At 62.8% G+C, this 15,755-nt stretch carries 12 protein-coding genes; 8 read left to right on the top strand and 4 right to left on the bottom strand.

The genetic code is table 11. The features are described 5' to 3' along the window. Positions 1 to 6 precede the first annotated feature (6 nt). Positions 7 to 1,122 (bottom strand): aminotransferase class V-fold PLP-dependent enzyme, encoded by a 1,116-nt coding sequence (locus A11A3_RS04420; protein ID WP_008928067.1) that lies wholly within the window; start codon positions 1,120 to 1,122, stop codon positions 7 to 9. A 199-nt stretch (positions 1,123 to 1,321) separates the two neighbouring features. Here A11A3_RS04420 and A11A3_RS04415 point away from each other — a divergent pair, with 199 nt between their 5' ends. Beyond that, complete coding sequence (locus A11A3_RS04415) at positions 1,322 to 1,957, top strand: TetR/AcrR family transcriptional regulator (protein WP_008928066.1); 636 nt, start codon at positions 1,322 to 1,324, stop codon at positions 1,955 to 1,957. Continuing rightward, positions 1,954 to 2,505 (top strand): DUF1285 domain-containing protein, encoded by a 552-nt coding sequence (locus A11A3_RS04410; protein ID WP_008928065.1) that lies wholly within the window; start codon positions 1,954 to 1,956, stop codon positions 2,503 to 2,505. Before A11A3_RS04415 ends, A11A3_RS04410 begins: the two co-directional genes overlap by 4 nt. Here A11A3_RS04410 and A11A3_RS04405 read toward each other — a convergent pair. Together A11A3_RS04405 and A11A3_RS04400 are read right to left on the bottom strand one after the other, a co-directional pair. After that, entirely contained in the window at positions 2,498 to 4,186 is a 1,689-nt protein-coding gene (locus tag A11A3_RS04405) for a bifunctional protein-serine/threonine kinase/phosphatase (RefSeq protein WP_008928064.1), read from the bottom strand. The two genes, A11A3_RS04410 and A11A3_RS04405, sit on opposite strands and share 8 nt — an antisense overlap. Continuing rightward, on the bottom strand, positions 4,186 to 5,655 hold the full coding sequence (locus tag A11A3_RS04400; RefSeq protein WP_008928063.1) for a NarK family nitrate/nitrite MFS transporter: 1,470 nt from the start codon (positions 5,653 to 5,655) through the stop codon (positions 4,186 to 4,188). The genes A11A3_RS04405 and A11A3_RS04400 overlap by 1 nt, the downstream gene beginning before the upstream one ends. Positions 5,656 to 5,979: 324 nt before the next feature. Here A11A3_RS04400 and nirB point away from each other — a divergent pair, with 324 nt between their 5' ends. The 5 genes from nirB (at position 5,980) to A11A3_RS04375 (ending at position 13,718) form a co-directional block, all read left to right on the top strand. Continuing rightward, positions 5,980 to 8,511, top strand: a complete 2,532-nt coding sequence (nirB, locus tag A11A3_RS04395) for a nitrite reductase large subunit NirB (protein WP_008928062.1) — start codon at positions 5,980 to 5,982, stop codon at positions 8,509 to 8,511. Positions 8,512 to 8,515: 4 nt separating this feature from the next. Continuing rightward, positions 8,516 to 8,860, top strand: a complete 345-nt coding sequence (nirD, locus tag A11A3_RS04390) for a nitrite reductase small subunit NirD (protein WP_008928061.1) — start codon at positions 8,516 to 8,518, stop codon at positions 8,858 to 8,860. Positions 8,861 to 8,862: 2 nt separating this feature from the next. Further along, positions 8,863 to 10,140 (top strand): NAD(P)/FAD-dependent oxidoreductase, encoded by a 1,278-nt coding sequence (locus A11A3_RS04385; protein WP_008928060.1) that lies wholly within the window; start codon positions 8,863 to 8,865, stop codon positions 10,138 to 10,140. Beyond that, entirely contained in the window at positions 10,137 to 12,773 is a 2,637-nt protein-coding gene (locus tag A11A3_RS04380) for a nitrate reductase (RefSeq protein WP_008928059.1), read from the top strand. Before A11A3_RS04385 ends, A11A3_RS04380 begins: the two co-directional genes overlap by 4 nt. Positions 12,774 to 12,860: 87 nt before the next feature. Further along, positions 12,861 to 13,718: a peroxiredoxin family protein gene (locus A11A3_RS04375; RefSeq protein WP_008928058.1), complete on the top strand. Its 858-nt coding sequence runs from the start codon at positions 12,861 to 12,863 to the stop codon at positions 13,716 to 13,718. Here the strand turns inward: A11A3_RS04375 and A11A3_RS04370 are convergent. Beyond that, positions 13,715 to 14,533: an ion transporter gene (locus tag A11A3_RS04370; RefSeq protein ID WP_083851671.1), complete on the bottom strand. Its 819-nt coding sequence runs from the start codon at positions 14,531 to 14,533 to the stop codon at positions 13,715 to 13,717. The two genes, A11A3_RS04375 and A11A3_RS04370, sit on opposite strands and share 4 nt — an antisense overlap. Positions 14,534 to 14,637: 104 nt before the next feature. On the opposite strand from A11A3_RS04370, the gene A11A3_RS04365 reads away from it, so the two are divergent. Next, positions 14,638 to 15,648, top strand: coding sequence for an alpha/beta hydrolase (locus A11A3_RS04365; protein ID WP_008928056.1), 1,011 nt, complete (start codon positions 14,638 to 14,640; stop codon positions 15,646 to 15,648). Positions 15,649 to 15,755: the final 107 nt, after the last annotated feature.

The raw sequence follows: 15,755 nt of genomic DNA, 5'->3' as shown, positions 1-15,755 counted from the left end.
CGCAGATTACAACAGCGCCAGGGCCCGGTCGATGACCGAAGTGTCGGTATAGAAGTGGGGCGACAGGCGTACGCCTCCACCGCGCTCGGCGCAGACCACGCCGCCGGCTCGCAGACGCGCAAAGGTTTGCGTCGGCGCTTCCTGATCCAGCCGAAAGGTAACGATGCCGGCGCGTCGCGCCTCATCCGGGTGACTGAGCAGGGTGGCGCCGGGGCGCTCGGCCAGGCCATCCACCACCCGCCGGACCCGGGTGTGCAGCATGTTCTCCACGGTATCCATGCCGATATCCTGCAACAGGGACAGGGAGGCCTCCAGGGCATGGGCGGCCAGCATATTGGGGCTGCCGCACTCGAAGCGGCGGGCGTTGGGGGCTGGCTGCCAGTGGGTCTGATTGTAGTCGCCGGCATTGGCGATCATGTGCCAGCCATGCTGGCGCAGAATCAGTTGCTGCTGGATCTCCTGGCGGCAGTAAAACAGTGCCAGTCCCTCCGGGCCCAGCATCCATTTGTGACCATCGGCCACCACAAAGTCGGCATGCACGGCGCGGGCATCAAAGGTCTGGGCTCCCAGTATCTGGATGGCATCCACACAGAACAGCACCTCACGTTCGCGACAGACCGCGCCGATCGGCGCCAGATCCAGTTTTAGCCCGGTGCCGTACTGCACCGCAGACAGTGACACCAGCCGGGTGCGGGGACCGATGGCGTCGATAATGGCCTGTTCCGGGTTGTCGTTGTCCAGGTTTACCTCGATCACTTCCACACCATGGTGGGCCAGTGCCTGCCAGGGGATACGGTTGGAAGGGAACTCCTGGTCACTGATGACGATCTGGTCGCCCGGGTGCCAGTCCAGCCCCTGGGCAATCACCGACAGCCCTTCGGAGGTGTTCTTCAGCAGCGCGATTTCATCCCGGCTGACACCGCCAATCAGCGATGACAGCCGGTCGCGCAGCTGTTGCTCCACCTTCAGCCACTGCGGGTAGTCACGGGCGCCGATGGTACAGTTCTGTTCGGCAAACGCCTTCACCGCCTCGCTGGTGCGGCGTGGCCATGGTGCCACGGCGGCATGGTTGAGATAGAGCACATCCTGGTCGAGGGGAAACTCGTAATGCAGATCCGGCATGCTTTTCTCCACGGCTGACCGTCGGCATCACGCCATGCCGACAGGGATTCTCCGATTGTAGGCGTTTGTTGCCACCAATGCCCATGACCGACTTGGCATGACCTGATATGCGTATCAATGGCTGATAGGCTAGAATTGCGCGTGTAACGCGCTATGGTTGGCGCAGTGTCCCAAGGGTTAGAGCCCCGAGGAGAAATGAATGGGTGACCTTGAAAAAGCCACACGCAAGGCGCAGGAGTTTCGCCAGCGTGAAAGACAGATTCTCGATGCCGCACTGGCGCTTTTCCTGGAGCAGGGTGAAGACCGTGTCACGGTGGAGATGATTGCCGACCGGGTCGGTATTGGCAAAGGGACCATCTACAAGCATTTCGAGACCAAGAACGAAATCTACCTGCTGCTGATGCTCCGTTACGAGGAAGATCTGGCGGAGATGTTCCAGAACATTTCCGACCAGGACGACAAGGAAAAACTGGCCCGCGAATATTTTCTTTTCCGCATCAAGGACCCCAAGCGCTACCAGCTGTTCGACCGGCTGGAAAACAAGGTCATCAAGGACCATGCGGTACCGGAACTGGTGGAAAAGCTGCATACCATTCGCGAAGCCAACTTCGACCGCCTGACCCAGATCGTCAAGGCGCGCATGGCCGAGGGCACGCTGGAAGAGGTGCCGGCCATTTACCATATCTGTTCGGCCTGGGCGCTGGCCCATGGGGCCGTGGCACTGATGGAATCGCCGTTCTACCAGAAGCTGATCGATGACAAGGATGACTTTCTCGATTTCCTGGTGGAGATCGGGATTCGCATGGGCAACAAAGGACAACGGGGAACCCGATGACGGCACCGGACGACCTGCTGGCACTGTTGGAAAAGGCCGCCGAGGATGAGAGCGGCCTGCCACCGGTGCACCAGTGGAAACCCGAGCATGAGGCCGACGTGGCCATTCGTATCGCCCGCGACGGGCGCTGGTATTACCAGGATTCACCCATAGAGCGACAGCGCATGGTGAACCTGTTTTCCACCATCCTGCTGCGCGAAGGCAAGGAATACTTCCTGGTGACGCCGGTGGAAAAACTGCGTATCCAGGTGGAGGACGCGCCCTTTGTCGCCGTGGAAGTGGAAAAGGTGGGTGACGGTGACGACCAGAAGCTGGTGTTTCGCACCAACGTGGACAGCCACGTGGTGGCCGGCCCGCGTCATCCCATCCGGGTCACCCATGATGCCAAAACCGGCGAACCGTCGCCCTATCTGCTGGTGCGTGACAATCTGCAGGCGCTGATCAACCGCACCGCCTTTTACCAACTGGTGGAGTGGGGCGAGTGCCAGGATGATCACCTGATGATCCGCAGCGAAGGCACGGCTTTCGAACTGGGCAAGCTTACTTGAGCGCCACGCTCAACATCAGCAGCACCACCAGAATCACACACAACCCCTTCCAGATACGCAGCTCCCGGTTGTAATTGTCCGGCAGCGGCGCATCCCGATGCAGGGGGCGGCGCAGGGCATCGCGGAACTCCGCCGCATCGCGGAACCGTTGCCCGGGCTGGCGCTGCAGGCCGATGCGCAGCACATTGTTCACCCACAGCGGCACAAAGGCATTCTGGCCCTGCAGGTCCGGTAGCGGTTTGTGCCCGGCCTTTTGGTAATGGCCCTGCCAGGGCAGGCTGCCGGTGAGCAACTGGTGGATGATGATGGCGGCGGAAAACAGGTCACTGTGTTCACTGGGGCGCTCGCCGGCGGCCACCTCCGGGGCAGTATAATCACGGGTGCCCAGGGGGATGTCCGCCGCTGGCAGGTCCATGCCCCGGCAGTGACAGCTGCCAAAGTCGATGATGTGCACACGGCCGTGGCGGTCCACCATCAGATTGTCGGGCTTGAGATCACCGTGAATCACGTCACCCCGGTGCAAGGCACGCAGGCCGTTGAGTATCTGGTCCGCCAGGTAAAGGCGCTCCTCCACCGAGGCATCCGGGTGCTCGCGTAACCAGGTCTGCAGTGTCACGCCGTCCACGTATTCCAGCCGTTGATAGAGACCACTGGGATGCTCCGGGCCGGGCAGGGCCCGCAACAGATGCGGGCTGCGCAGGCGGCTGGCGATCCAGCCTTCCAGCACAAAGCGTTCCAGCGCGGCGCGCTGGTCTTCCAGGTTCACCGATGGTGCCTTCAATACACTCAATTCGCCGTCCGCGTCTTTCACCAGATAGACGTGACTACGGGCACTGGCATGCAGTTCACGGATCACGGTGAGGCCGTCCACGGACATGCCCGCGGCCAGCGGTGGTAGCAGCGGCAGGTTGCCGCGGGACTGAATCGCCTCGTCGGCGCCGGCATCGGGCAGCGCATCAATGCGCAGCACCTGGCAGCTGAGGTTGTCATCACTGCCGTTGGCCAGGGCCGCTTCCACCAGGGCCCGGGCGGCGGCTTCCGGGTGGCGGGTTCCCCGCACAATGCCCTGCATGCGCGCACGGCTGAGAAACTCATGCACGCCGTCGCTGGTGAGCAGGTAGATATCGCCCACCTGCAGATCGGTTTTGCGGTAGTCCACGTCCAGGCGGGTATCGCCGCCCATCACACGGGTCAATACCCGATGATTGTCACCCACGGTACGGCTGTGATCCCGGGTCAGGCATTCCAGCTTGTCGCCACGCAGGCGCCAGATACGGGAGTCGCCCACCTGGAAAAGGTGAGCGGTACAGGAGCGCAGGATCAGCAGCGACAGGGTGCAAAGATGGCTGTCGCCGGCCAGGGTCTGGCGGCACAACCAGCGGTTGAGCGCTTCCAGTACCCGCTGGGCGGAGCGCGCCACGCTCCACAGAGCCGGCGTGGCGTAATAATCGCTGATGAAACCCAGCACGCAGGATTCCGCCGCTTCGCGGCCGGCGGCCGCGCTGGACAGGCCATCGGCCAGTGCGGCCACCAGCCCCTTGGTGCGCAGAAGACTGTCCTCCGGCACCTGGATGGCGAGCGCATCCTGGTTATGGGCCTTGTGGCCCGGGTCACTGCACTGGCCGGCGGTAATGCGCGGGTGCAGCACGGTCTCCCGGGTTTGCGCTTGCATGGCGGTCATCAACTTACCTCGATCAGCTGGACCTGGCCGTCTTCGTCCACCTCGGCGATATGGCCGCGGGGCTCATCCAGAAACTGTACTGCGGCAAAGGCCACGGCGGCACTGCCGGCAATCACCAGGAAGAAGGTGCCCGGATCCACAAAGGTCAGCACGGTCAGGAAGATCACCGCACCGGCATTGCCGTAGGCGCCGACCATGCCGGCAATCTGGCCGGTCAGGCGGCGCTTGATCAGCGGCACGGTGGCAAATACTGCTCCTTCACCGGCCTGCACGAAGAACGAGCAGCACATGGTGGCGATCACCGCCAGGGCAATCGGCCAGCCATTGCTGATCTGGCTCATCACCACATAGCCGACCATCAGGCCACACAACATGATGCTCAGGGATTTCTTGCGGCCGAACTTGTCGGAGACCCAGCCGCCACCGGGGCGAGCCACCAGGTTCATAAAGGCATAACCGGAGGCCAGCAGGCCGGCGGTGACCGCGCTCAGTGAAAAGGTATCGGAGAAAAACAGCGGCAGCATGGACACCACGGCCAGCTCCGAGCCGAAGGTCACCAGATAGGCCAGATCCAGAATCGCCACCTGCTTGAACTGGTAGCGGTCATGTTCCTGCACGCCCTCACGCAGGTGTTCACGGTTGACCCGCCAGGCCTGGCCCAGCTGTACCACCGCCAGGCTGACGATCAGGGCACCCAGAATCAGCTGGCTGCTCTGGCCCAGCAGTTCCAGATTGCCGGGGCCAAGGCGCCAGACAATCACCAGCAGGGCGGCGTAGAGCGGCAGGCTCATGGCCAGGTAGAAGAACAGGTCCTTCTTGCTGCTCACCTCCAGGGCGGCGGCTTTTTTCGGCTTGAAATAAGAGGCGCCTTCCGGCGTGTTGCGTGCCCGCCAGAGGAACACCAGGCCATAGACAAAGGCCAGCAGGCCGGTGCTGGCAATGGCCCAGCGCCAGCCATCGTCACCGCCGAACAGCAATGCCACGGTGGGCAGACAGATGGCCGCTGCGGCGGAACCAAAGTTGCCCCAGCCCCCGTAGACACCTTCGGCCAGGCCCACTTCCCGGGCCGGGAACCACTCACCGATCAGGCGGATGCCGACCACGAAGCCGGCACCCACAAAGCCCATCATCAAGCGGGTGATGGCCAGCTGTTCATAGGTGGTGGACATGGCAAAGGCCCAGCAGGGCAGGGCGGCCAGTATCAATAACAGGCCGAATACCTTGCGCGGACCATAACGGTCCACCAGCGAGCCGATGATGACCCGGGACGGAATGGTCAGGGCCACGTTGAGAATCAGCAGGGCCTTGACCTGTTCTGCGGTCAGGTCGAATGCCTCGCGTAATTCTCCCATCAGGGGCGCGTGGGAAAACCACACGACAAAGCTGATAAAGAAGGCAAGCCAGCTCAGGTGCAATAGCCGGATGCGCGGGGCGGACAGGTTCAACAGATTCAGTTTTTGAGCGCTCATGGCTTCTCCGTGCATGGGCGGGTTAGCGATACCTCCCTTGAGCAAGGCCCGTGCCATCCATCTATCTGTTTGATTTAAATTGGTTTTTTGCCGTGTGAATCAGGCCCGCGCAAAAAGCCTGCGCAATACCGGCGCGCAAAACGCTCTTTTTGAGTGCACGAAAAAATGCCCCGTGGTTGTGCGTTGGCGCATTAAAAAAACGCAGCAGGCTGCAGAAATTTCTGAAATTTTCATAAAAAGTTTTTTTAAAACATAAGGTTAATGAGTTGGCACGTGCCTTGCTCTGCTAGCCCCAACTGTCATTCGCCAGTGAGGGTGAAGCTTATGACCAAGCAAAACATTCTGGTAATCGGCCACGGCATGGTCGGTCAACGTTATCTGGAAGCGCTGGTGCAGCATGGCGCGCACCAGCAATACAACATCACGGTATTGTGTGCCGAGCCGCTGCCGGCCTATGACCGGGTTGGCCTGACCAGCTACTTCTCCGGCAAGAGCGCCGCAGACCTGTCACTGGTGCCGGCCGGGTTTTTCGAGGACAACGGCATCACGCTCAGACTCAATACCCGGGCCGAACAGATTGACCGTCAGGCTCGCACGGTGACCACTGACCAGGGCGACACCCTGGGCTATGACAAACTGGTACTGGCCACCGGCTCCTACCCGTTCGTGCCGCCGATTCCCGGCAATGATCGCGACAACTGTTTCGTTTACCGCACCATTGACGATCTGGATGCCATTATCGCCGCCAGCCGGAACGGCAAGGTCGGCACCGTAGTCGGCGGCGGCCTGCTGGGGCTGGAGGCGGCCAAGGCGCTGCATGATCTGGGCCTGCAGACCCATGTGGTGGAATTCGCGCCGCGCCTGATGGCGGTGCAGGTGGATGATTTCGGCGGCGCCTTGCTGAAAGACAAGATTCAGGAATTGGGCGTTACCGTTCACACCAACACCGGCACCCGCGATATTGTCGACGGTGAGCAATGCCTGCATCGCATGAACTTCGGGGAAGACCGCCACCTGGAAACCGACGTGATCGTGTTTTCCGCCGGCATTCGTCCGCAGGACAGCCTGGCCCGTGAATGCGGCCTGGCACTGGGTGAGCGTGGCGGTGTGGTGGTCAACGACCAGTGCCAGACCTCCGACCCGGATATCTATGCCATCGGTGAGGTGGCCCTGTGGGGCGGTCGAATCTTTGGTCTGGTGGCTCCGGGCTACCAGATGGCGGAAGTGGCCGCCGATCACCTGGCCGGTGCACAGCAACAGGCCTTCACCGGCGCCGACATGAGCACCAAGCTGAAACTGATGGGCGTGGATGTGGCCTCCATCGGCGATGCCCACGCTGCCACCCCCGGCGCGCGCAGTGCCGTGTTCATGGATCAGACCGCCGGCATCTACAAGAAGGCGGTGATCAGCGAATGTGGCAAGAAGCTGTTGGGGGCGGTGCTGGTGGGGGATGCCAACGATTATGGCAACCTGCTGCAGCTATGCCTCAACAACATGGACCTGCCCGGTGATCCGGCCGCGCTGGTGGCGCCGGTCTCCGACGGCGCGCCGCTGCTGGGCGCCGATGCGCTGCCCGATAGTGCGCAGATCTGTTCCTGCAACAATGTCTCCAAAGGCGATCTGTGCGGTGCCATTGATGGTGGCGCCACCACCGTGGGTGAGCTGAAAGCCTGCACCAAGGCTTCTGCCACCTGTGGTGGCTGTGCCGCTCTGGTCAAGCAGGTGCTCGACAGCGAACTGGAAAAACGGGGCGTGGAGGTGAACAACCACCTTTGCGAACACTTCGCCTATTCGCGCCAGGAAATCTATCACCTGGTGCGCGTGGGGCAGATCACCACCTTCGACGAGCTGCTGGAGAAACACGGCAGCGGTGATGGCTGTGATATCTGCAAGCCCACCGTGGCATCGGTGCTGGCCTCCTGCTGGAATGACTATGTGCTGAAAAAGCCCCACGCCGGCCTGCAGGACACCAACGATTACTTCCTGGGCAACCTGCAGCGCGACGGCACCTACTCCATCGTGCCGCGGGTGGCCGGGGGCGAAATCACCCCGGACAAGCTGATCGTGCTGGGGCAAGTGGCCAAGCAATACGACCTCTACACCAAGATCACCGGTGGCCAGCGGGTTGACCTGTTCGGCGCCCGCGTGGAACAGCTGCCCGAGATCTGGCGGATTCTGGTGGATGCCGGTTTTGAAACCGGTCACGCCTACGGTAAATCCCTGCGCACGGTGAAATCCTGTGTCGGTTCCACCTGGTGCCGCTACGGCGTCAAGGATTCCGTGGGCACCGCCATTCAGGTGGAAGAGCGCTACAAGGGCCTGCGCAGTCCCCACAAGATCAAGATGGCCGTCAGTGGTTGTACCCGCGAATGTGCTGAAGCGCAGAGCAAGGATGTGGGGGTCATCGCCACCGAAAAGGGCTGGAACCTTTATGTCTGCGGTAATGGTGGCATGCGTCCGCGCCACGCGGATCTGTTCGCCTCCGATCTGACCGATGAGCAGCTGATCCGCACTATCGACCGCTTCCTGATGTTCTACATCCAGACCGCCGACCGTCTGCAACGCACCAGCGTCTGGCTGGAAAACCTGGAAGGCGGTCTGGATTACCTCAAGGCGGTGATTCTGGAGGACTCCCTGGGGATCGGCGACGAGCTGGAAGCGCAGATGCAGCACGTCATCAGCACCTATCAGTGTGAGTGGAAATCCACCATCGAAGATCCGGAAGCAGTGAAACGCTTCAACCACTTCATCAACGACCAGGACGCCGCGGATGACAGCCTGGTCTATGTGCGCGAGCGCGGCCAGCGTCGCCCCGCGTATCAACACGAACGAATCGAAATGGCAGAGGAGGCCTGAGGCCATGAACAGTGCAGTGAATGTGGAATGGCAGCCGGTATGCCGGCTGGAAGAAGTGCTCCCCGGTACCGGTGTGGGCGTGCGACTGGCGGGCGGTCAGGCGGCCCTGTTCCGCACCCGTGAAGACGAGCTGTTCGCACTCGACAACCACGATCCGTTCAGCCGCGCCAATGTGCTGAGCCGCGGCCTGCTGGGCTCGCTGGGTGGCAAGAAGGTGGTCGCCTCGCCGATCTACAAACAGCACTTCTGCCTGGACAGTGGCCAGTGCCTGGAAGATGAAAGTGTGCGTCTGACGGTTTACCCGGTACGCCTCAACGGCAGCCAGGTGGAAGTGGGCGTGGCGGTATAACCATGACCGGAACCGGCAGCAGACAGGGCAACAGCAGACCCGGTGACAGCAAGAAGCTGGTGGTGGTCGGCAATGGCATGGCGGCCTGCCGCCTGCTGGAGGAGTTGTTGCGCCTGGCGCCGGATCTCTATCAGATCACGGTGGTCGGCGAGGAACCCTTTGCCGGTTACAACCGGGTGATGCTGTCGCCGTTGCTGGGAGGGCACACCGATGAGCCGGGCATTACCACCCATTCCCACCGCTGGTACCGGGAGCAGGGTATTCGGCTGATCACTGGTTCGCCGGTGACCGCCATCGACCGTCACCGGCGCCGGGTAATCACCGCCGCCGGCCACGTGTTGCCCTATGACCGTCTGCTGCTGGCCACCGGCTCCGCGCCGCGGGCGCTGCCGGTGGACGGTGCCGGGCTGCAGGGTGTGGTGAGCTTCCGTGATCTGTATGACGTGCGTCGCCTGCTGGCGTTGCCGCCGTCGCGCATTGTCGTGGTCGGCGGTGGCTTTCTCGGTCTGGAGGCGGCGGAAGCGCTGCTCGGCCACGGCCATAGCGTGACCCTGGTGCACAGCCGTGGCCATCTGCTCAACCAGCAACTGGATGCCGCCGCCGGCACCCGCCTGCAACAGGATCTGGAGGGCCGAGGCCTGAGGTTTGTCATGCAGGCCCGCACCGCCGGGTTGCGGGACAATGGCCGGGGACAGGTGACGGCCGTGTGCCTGGACGATGGTCGTGAACTGGCCGCCGACCTGGTGGTGCAGGCGGTGGGAATCGTGCCGCGCACGGCGCTGGCCAGCCAGGCGGGCCTGACCGTGGGGCAGGGCATCCGCGTGGATGACACCCTGCAGACCTTCGACCCGGCCATCTATGCCGTGGGCGAGTGTATCGAACATCGCCAGCGCACTTTCGGCCTGGTGGCGCCGCTTTATGAGCAGGCCGCGGTCTGTGCCAGCCACCTGGCGGAACTGGGCCACCGCCGTTATCTGCACACCGACACCCCCACACGGCTGAAGATCGCCGGCATCGATGTCTATTCCTGTGGCCGGTTTGACGGCGAGGGAGACATTCTCACCCTGCAACTGCCCGGCGGCTACCGACGCCTGCGTCTGTGCGACAACCGACTGATGGGCATGGTGCTCTACGGCGATGTCAGTGATGCGCTGTTCTATGAAACGCTGTGGCGCCAGGGCCGGGACCTGAGTGAATGGCGTCAGTGCCTGTTGCTGGGCGAGGCCTTCTGCCAGCCCGCCGAGCACAGTGAAAAAGACCAGGAGGAACTGGCCGCATGAGTGTATGCACCACCTGCCCCTACTGCGGGGTGGGCTGTGGAATCAACACCGATGGCGAACGTCTTTCCGGCGACAATGCTCACCCGGCCAACGCCGGTCGACTTTGTGTCAAAGGCTCCTCGGTACTGGAAACCCTGGGCGACCAGGATCGCTTGCTGGAGCCGGAAATACAGGGCCGCACGGTCAGCTGGGAAAAGGCGCTGGGCGAAGTGGCCGATCGCTTTCGCCGGGTGATCGATCAGCATGGTCCGGATGCGGTGGCTTTCTATGTTTCCGGGCAGTTGCTGACGGAAGATTATTACGTGGCCAACAAGCTGATGAAGGGTTACATCGGCAGCGCCAATATCGATACCAATTCGCGCCTGTGCATGAGCAGTGCGGTGGTGGCCCACAAGCGCGCCTTTGGCGAAGACGTGGTGCCGGGCTGCTATGACGATCTGGAGCTGGCGGACCTGGTGATCCTCACCGGCTCCAATACCGCCTGGGCCCATCCCATCGTTTACCAGCGCATTGCCGCGGCCAAGGCCGAACGCCCGGCCATGAAAGTGGTGGTGATTGATCCGCGCCGCACCGCCACCTGTGACCTGGCCGACCTGCACCTGGCCATCAATCCGGGCCAGGACGTGACCCTGTTCAACGCGCTGCTGGGCTGGCTGGCCGACAACAATGGTCTGGATGACGACTATATACGCGACCATACCGAGGGGCTGGAGCAGGCCCTGGCGCAAGCCGGTCAGGGCCACCGTCATGCCGGCAAGCTGGCCGCGCAGCTGGGCCTGAGCCGCCAGGATCTGGACAGCTTCTTTCACTGGTTCCGGGATACCCCGCGCACGGTCACCGTGTTTTCCCAGGGCATCAACCAGTCGCGCAACGGTTCTGATCAGGGCAATGCCATCATCAATGCCCACCTGGCCACCGGGCGGGTGGGCAAACCCGGGGCCAGCCCCTTTTCCATTACCGGCCAGCCCAATGCCATGGGCGGGCGTGAAGTGGGCGGACTGGCCAATCAGCTGGCCGTGCACCTGGACATCGAAAACCCGGATCACCGCCAGGCGGTACAGACCTTCTGGCAATCACCGACCCTGGCGGACCATGCCGGCCTCAACGCGGTGGATCTGTTTCGCGCGGTGGAAAGCGGCCAGGTCAAGGCGGTCTGGATCATGGCCACCAACCCGGTGGATTCCCTGCCGGAGGCGGACCGGGTACGCCATGCACTGATGGCCTGCGACACCGTGGTGGTGTCCGATTGCGTGGCCAGTGGCGACACCCTGGCCTGCGCCGACATCAAGCTGCCGGCCCTGGGCTGGGGCGAGAAATCCGGCATGGTGACCAATTCCGAGCGCTGCATGTCACGCCAGCGGGCCTTTGTGCCGGCGCCGGGCCTGGCCCGCCCGGACTGGTGGATCATCACCCAAGTGGCACGCCGAATGGGCTTTGCCCGGGGCTTCGAGTATCAGCATGAACAGGAGATTTTTGCCGAGTATGCGGCGCTCACTGCCGAGGCCGTGCGTTTTGGCAAGCGGCTGGACCTGACGGCCGCGGCAGGCTTGAGCGCCGACCAGTACGAGCGTTGGCTACCCGCCCGCTGGCCGTTGCAGGGCGCGGACCGTTGCTTCGCCGATGGCCGTTTCAGTACCGCCAGCGGCCGGGCCCGTTTCGTGCCCTGTGCGCCGCCGCCATCGGTGGAAACCCGCGCGGAATTTCCGCTGCTGCTCAACAGCGGCCGCATCCGCGACCAGTGGCACACCATGACGCGCACCGGCCGGGCCGGGCGGCTGTTTGCGCACCTGAGCGAACCCTTTGCCGCCCTGCATCCCAACGACATACAACGGTTCCGGCTCTGCGATGGCGGCTTTGTGCGCCTGACCAGCCGGGTGGGCGATGCCCTGGTGCGGGTACGCGCCGATGCCGGCCAGCAGCCGGGCACGGCCTTCATGCCCATGCACTGGACCGATCAGTTTTCTCGCCGGGCCCGGGTGGATGCCCTGGTCCCGGCACGTCTGGATCCGCATTCCGGCCAGCCGGCGTTCAAGCATACGCCGGTCAATGTCAGCGACTGGCAACCCCGCTGGCATGGCTGGTTGTTCACCGCCGTGACCCCACCGGCGGTGGAGTACTGGGCCCGAGTTCCCGTCGATGCCTTTGTGCAGGCGGGCCAGGTACAGCGCTATCGGCTGGCCGGCGATGCGGACCTGACACAACAGCAATTACAGGAGTGGCTGCCCGATGCCGCCCAGTGGCTGCATCTGGATGATCCGGGGCAGGGCCATTTCCGGCGCGCCGCCATGGACAGCCACGGTCGTCTGCTGGCCTGGCTGGCCATCGGCCCGGACCTGCCCAACTGTGATGTGGAGTGGCTCGCCGACTGCTTCGCCATGGATGCCTCGCCGCCGCCGCTGGCGTTACTGGCCGGCCAGCCCGCCGATGCCGGGCCGGATCTGGGCGCGGTGGTGTGCAGCTGTTTCCAGGTGCGGGAAAAAACCATCGAAGCGGCCATCGAGGAGGGCGCCGACAGTGCCGAGGCCATTGGCCGCTGTTGCCAGGCCGGCACCAACTGTGGCTCCTGCGTGCCGGAACTCAAGGCGCTGCTGGCCCGCGGCGAAACAGCCATGCTGGCGTCCACGGCGGAGTAACAAGCGGCCAGACGACGCATCAGATACCCGTTACAATCAGCACCCGGTGGTGACGCAACCACCGGGCAGCCAATCGGGAAAGGTCTGATGAAAAGTCTTAAATCGTTATTTATCTCTGCGTATTTTGTGGTCCTGCTGGTGACGCTGACGGCCGCCGGGTGGTTACTGGCACAGCAGGATCGCAGTGGCCTGGCGTTGCTGGCCGCGAGCGCGCCAATGATCGGCTTCTTCGGCTGGTTGTTCTTCAAGCAGCCGGCCCGCACGCCGGAGCAGATTCCGCTGCTGCAGTGGACCGTGTTCGGTGGGTTGCTTGCCGCCTGCGGCATGTTGTGGGTGGGCAACACCCAGCCCTGGGTGCCGTTGCTGGCCTTCCTCTGTCAGATGGGCATGCTGCAGTACTTTGGCTGGTACAGTCATTATCAGAATCGCCGCTCCACCGTGCAGGTGGGCAAGCCGATGCCGAAGCTGGCCTTTACCGATGAAGCGGGCAAACCGGTGACCCTGGCGGCCTTCAAGGGCCAGCCACTGGTGTTGCTGTTCTACCGGGGCAACTGGTGCCCGCTGTGCATGGCCCAGGTGAAGGAAATGGCCGGCCAGTACCGCAACCTGCAGGCGCGCGGCGTGCGGGTGGCACTGGTCAGCCCCCAGTCCCAGCGTCATACCCGCGAGCTGGCTCAGCGTTTCGATGTCCCGTTCGAATTTCTGGTCGACACCGACCTCAAGGCCGCCCGAGCGCTGGGCATTGTCGATCAGGGCGGCACCCCCCTGGGACTGGAAGCGCTGGGGTACGGCAGCGATACCGTGATGCCCACGGTGATGGTGATCGACAGCAAGGGGCGTCTGGTTTACCAGCACCTGACGGATAATTACCGCATTCGCCCGGAGCCGTCCCTGTTTGTACAGGTGCTGGAAGAGAAGGGGCTGCTGCGTCCAGCCAGTGACTAATCCATCGGCAGCCTGGGCAGCACGGTGCCGCACTGTTTGCAAAAGCGGGCATCCAGATCGTGGTCATGGTGATGGCACTGGGTGCATTCGCGCTGAAAACGCAGCGCCACCCGGGCGGCGGAAATTTCCGCGGTGACGATGCCGGTGGGCACGGCAATAATCGCATAACCGGTGATCATGGCCAGTGAGGCAATAAACTGCCCAAAGGGTGTCTGTGGCGAAATGTCGCCATAGCCCACGGTGGTAATGGTGACCACCGCCCAGTAGATGCTGCGCGGAATACTGGTAAAGCCGTTGTGCGGCCCTTCCACCACGTACATCAGGCTGCCGAAGATAATGATCACCACCACCACCGAGAACATGAAGACGGCAATCTTGCGGCGGGTGCGTACCAGCGCCAGCCCCAGCTGATTGGCCTCGCCCATGAACTTGGCCAGCTTCATGACCCGGAAGACGCGCAACACGCGCAGGGCCCGAATGGTCAGCAGGTAATTGGAGCCGGGCACAAACAGGCTCAGGTAGGTGGGAATCACCGAGAGCAGATCCACCACGCCAAAAAAGCTGCGGGCATAACGCACCGGCCGTTCGCTGACCCACAGGCGCACCACATACTCCAGCGTGAACAGTATCGTGAAAAACCATTCTGCCGCGTAAAGCCAGCTACCAAAGCGTTCATGAATGCCGGCGACACTGTCGAGCATCACCGCCGCCACACTGGCGATGATGGCGATGATCAGCAGCTGGTCGAACAGCTGCCCGGCGGGCGTGTCGGTGCCGAAAATAATATGCCGCCAACGCTGGCGCTGGGTGTCCATACGCATTCTGTGATTAACCCGTAGACCTTATTGACCGCATTGTGTCTTGTTCAAGGCGCCGGGGCTACTTACTCTGGGATAAAGCACGCAGCAAGAGTCCGTCGATGGCGTCCAACCGCAACAACGCCGACAGCATGCACCCTGCCATCAGCTGGCAGGGCAGGGTGGTCAACCGGGTAATGGGCCGTGCCATCAAGCCGGTGATCAGCCGTCTGCGTTTTACCCGACGTTTCATGAAGTTTTCCCAACTGGGTTTTGATGCCTTGACCCTGGCCCTACCGGTGCCGGCCAACGTGCATATTGCTCGCACGCACATGGGCGGTGTCCCCTGCGAGTGGTTGATCGCCGGGCGAGAAGTGCGTTCCAACCGTGTGGTGGTGTATTTCCATGGGGGCGCCTACTTTTTCGGCTCGCCCCGTTCCCATCGGGCGGTGACCTGGCGGCTCAGTCGCCATTGCCGGGCCAAGGTGCTGGCGCTGGATTACCGGCAACCGCCGGACTGGTGTTATCCCGCGCCGCTGGAAGATGCGGTGCGGGCCTATCAGGGGCTGCTCAAACAGGGGTATCGCAGCCGCGATATCGTTTTCGCCGGGGATTCCGCCGGCGGCAACCTGGCACTGGTGACGCTGCTGCGGCTGCGCGAACTGTCTTTGCCGATGCCGGCCTGTGCCGTGCTGATCAGCCCCTGGGCGGACCTGACCTGCAGTGGTGAAAGTCACTGGCGCCATGTTCGGCACGATCCGTTCATTCCCATGAAGGCCCTGCGCTTTGTATCGGCCTCCTACAGCGAAGGTTACAACCCGGCATCGCCCATGCTGTCACCGGCCTTTGCCGATCTGACCGGCCTGCCGCCGTTGATGATTCAGGTGGGCAGCACCGAGGTGCTTTACAGCGATGCGGTGCGCGTGGCGGAGCAGGCCCGCAAGGCCGGCGTGCCCTGCCAGCTTCAGGTGTGGGAAGACATGATGCATGTCTTCCATGCACTGGCAGCCTGGTTACCGGAGGCATCACTGGCCCTGCGTGAGATCGGCAGCTTCGTCAACGAGATCCTGCGCGAGGAGGATGAAGCCGGTCACCTGCGTGCCCGCACCCGGGTCGTGAGCCGGCGAGCCTGAATGGCCGGCGCCAAAAATGTGACCGGGTTCTCATAAATCTGCATATTGTATCCGTGCGTATCGGCGAGGCCGGTTCAGACACCATTCGGTAACCAGAGCTACGCTTG

This window comes from Alcanivorax hongdengensis A-11-3 (assembly GCF_000300995.1).
Lineage (GTDB): Bacteria > Pseudomonadota > Gammaproteobacteria > Pseudomonadales > Alcanivoracaceae > Alcanivorax > Alcanivorax hongdengensis.
Note: the sequence above shows the minus strand (reverse complement) of the source record. Positions and strands in the feature narration are given on the sequence as shown.

Coding starts and splice junctions, on each gene's coding strand:
- A11A3_RS04365 (WP_008928056.1), top strand. CDS start 14,638: ATGGCGTCCAACCGCAACAACGCCGACAGCATGCACCCTGCCATCAGC.
- A11A3_RS04380 (WP_008928059.1), top strand. CDS start 10,137: ATGAGTGTATGCACCACCTGCCCCTACTGCGGGGTGGGCTGTGGAATC.
- A11A3_RS04420 (WP_008928067.1), bottom strand. CDS start 1,122: ATGCCGGATCTGCATTACGAGTTTCCCCTCGACCAGGATGTGCTCTAT.
- A11A3_RS04410 (WP_008928065.1), top strand. CDS start 1,954: ATGACGGCACCGGACGACCTGCTGGCACTGTTGGAAAAGGCCGCCGAG.
- A11A3_RS04405 (WP_008928064.1), bottom strand. CDS start 4,186: ATGACCGCCATGCAAGCGCAAACCCGGGAGACCGTGCTGCACCCGCGC.
- A11A3_RS04385 (WP_008928060.1), top strand. CDS start 8,863: ATGACCGGAACCGGCAGCAGACAGGGCAACAGCAGACCCGGTGACAGC.
- A11A3_RS04375 (WP_008928058.1), top strand. CDS start 12,861: ATGAAAAGTCTTAAATCGTTATTTATCTCTGCGTATTTTGTGGTCCTG.
- A11A3_RS04400 (WP_008928063.1), bottom strand. CDS start 5,655: ATGAGCGCTCAAAAACTGAATCTGTTGAACCTGTCCGCCCCGCGCATC.
- A11A3_RS04370 (WP_083851671.1), bottom strand. CDS start 14,533: ATGGACACCCAGCGCCAGCGTTGGCGGCATATTATTTTCGGCACCGAC.
- A11A3_RS04415 (WP_008928066.1), top strand. CDS start 1,322: ATGGGTGACCTTGAAAAAGCCACACGCAAGGCGCAGGAGTTTCGCCAG.
- nirB (WP_008928062.1), top strand. CDS start 5,980: ATGACCAAGCAAAACATTCTGGTAATCGGCCACGGCATGGTCGGTCAA.
- nirD (WP_008928061.1), top strand. CDS start 8,516: ATGAACAGTGCAGTGAATGTGGAATGGCAGCCGGTATGCCGGCTGGAA.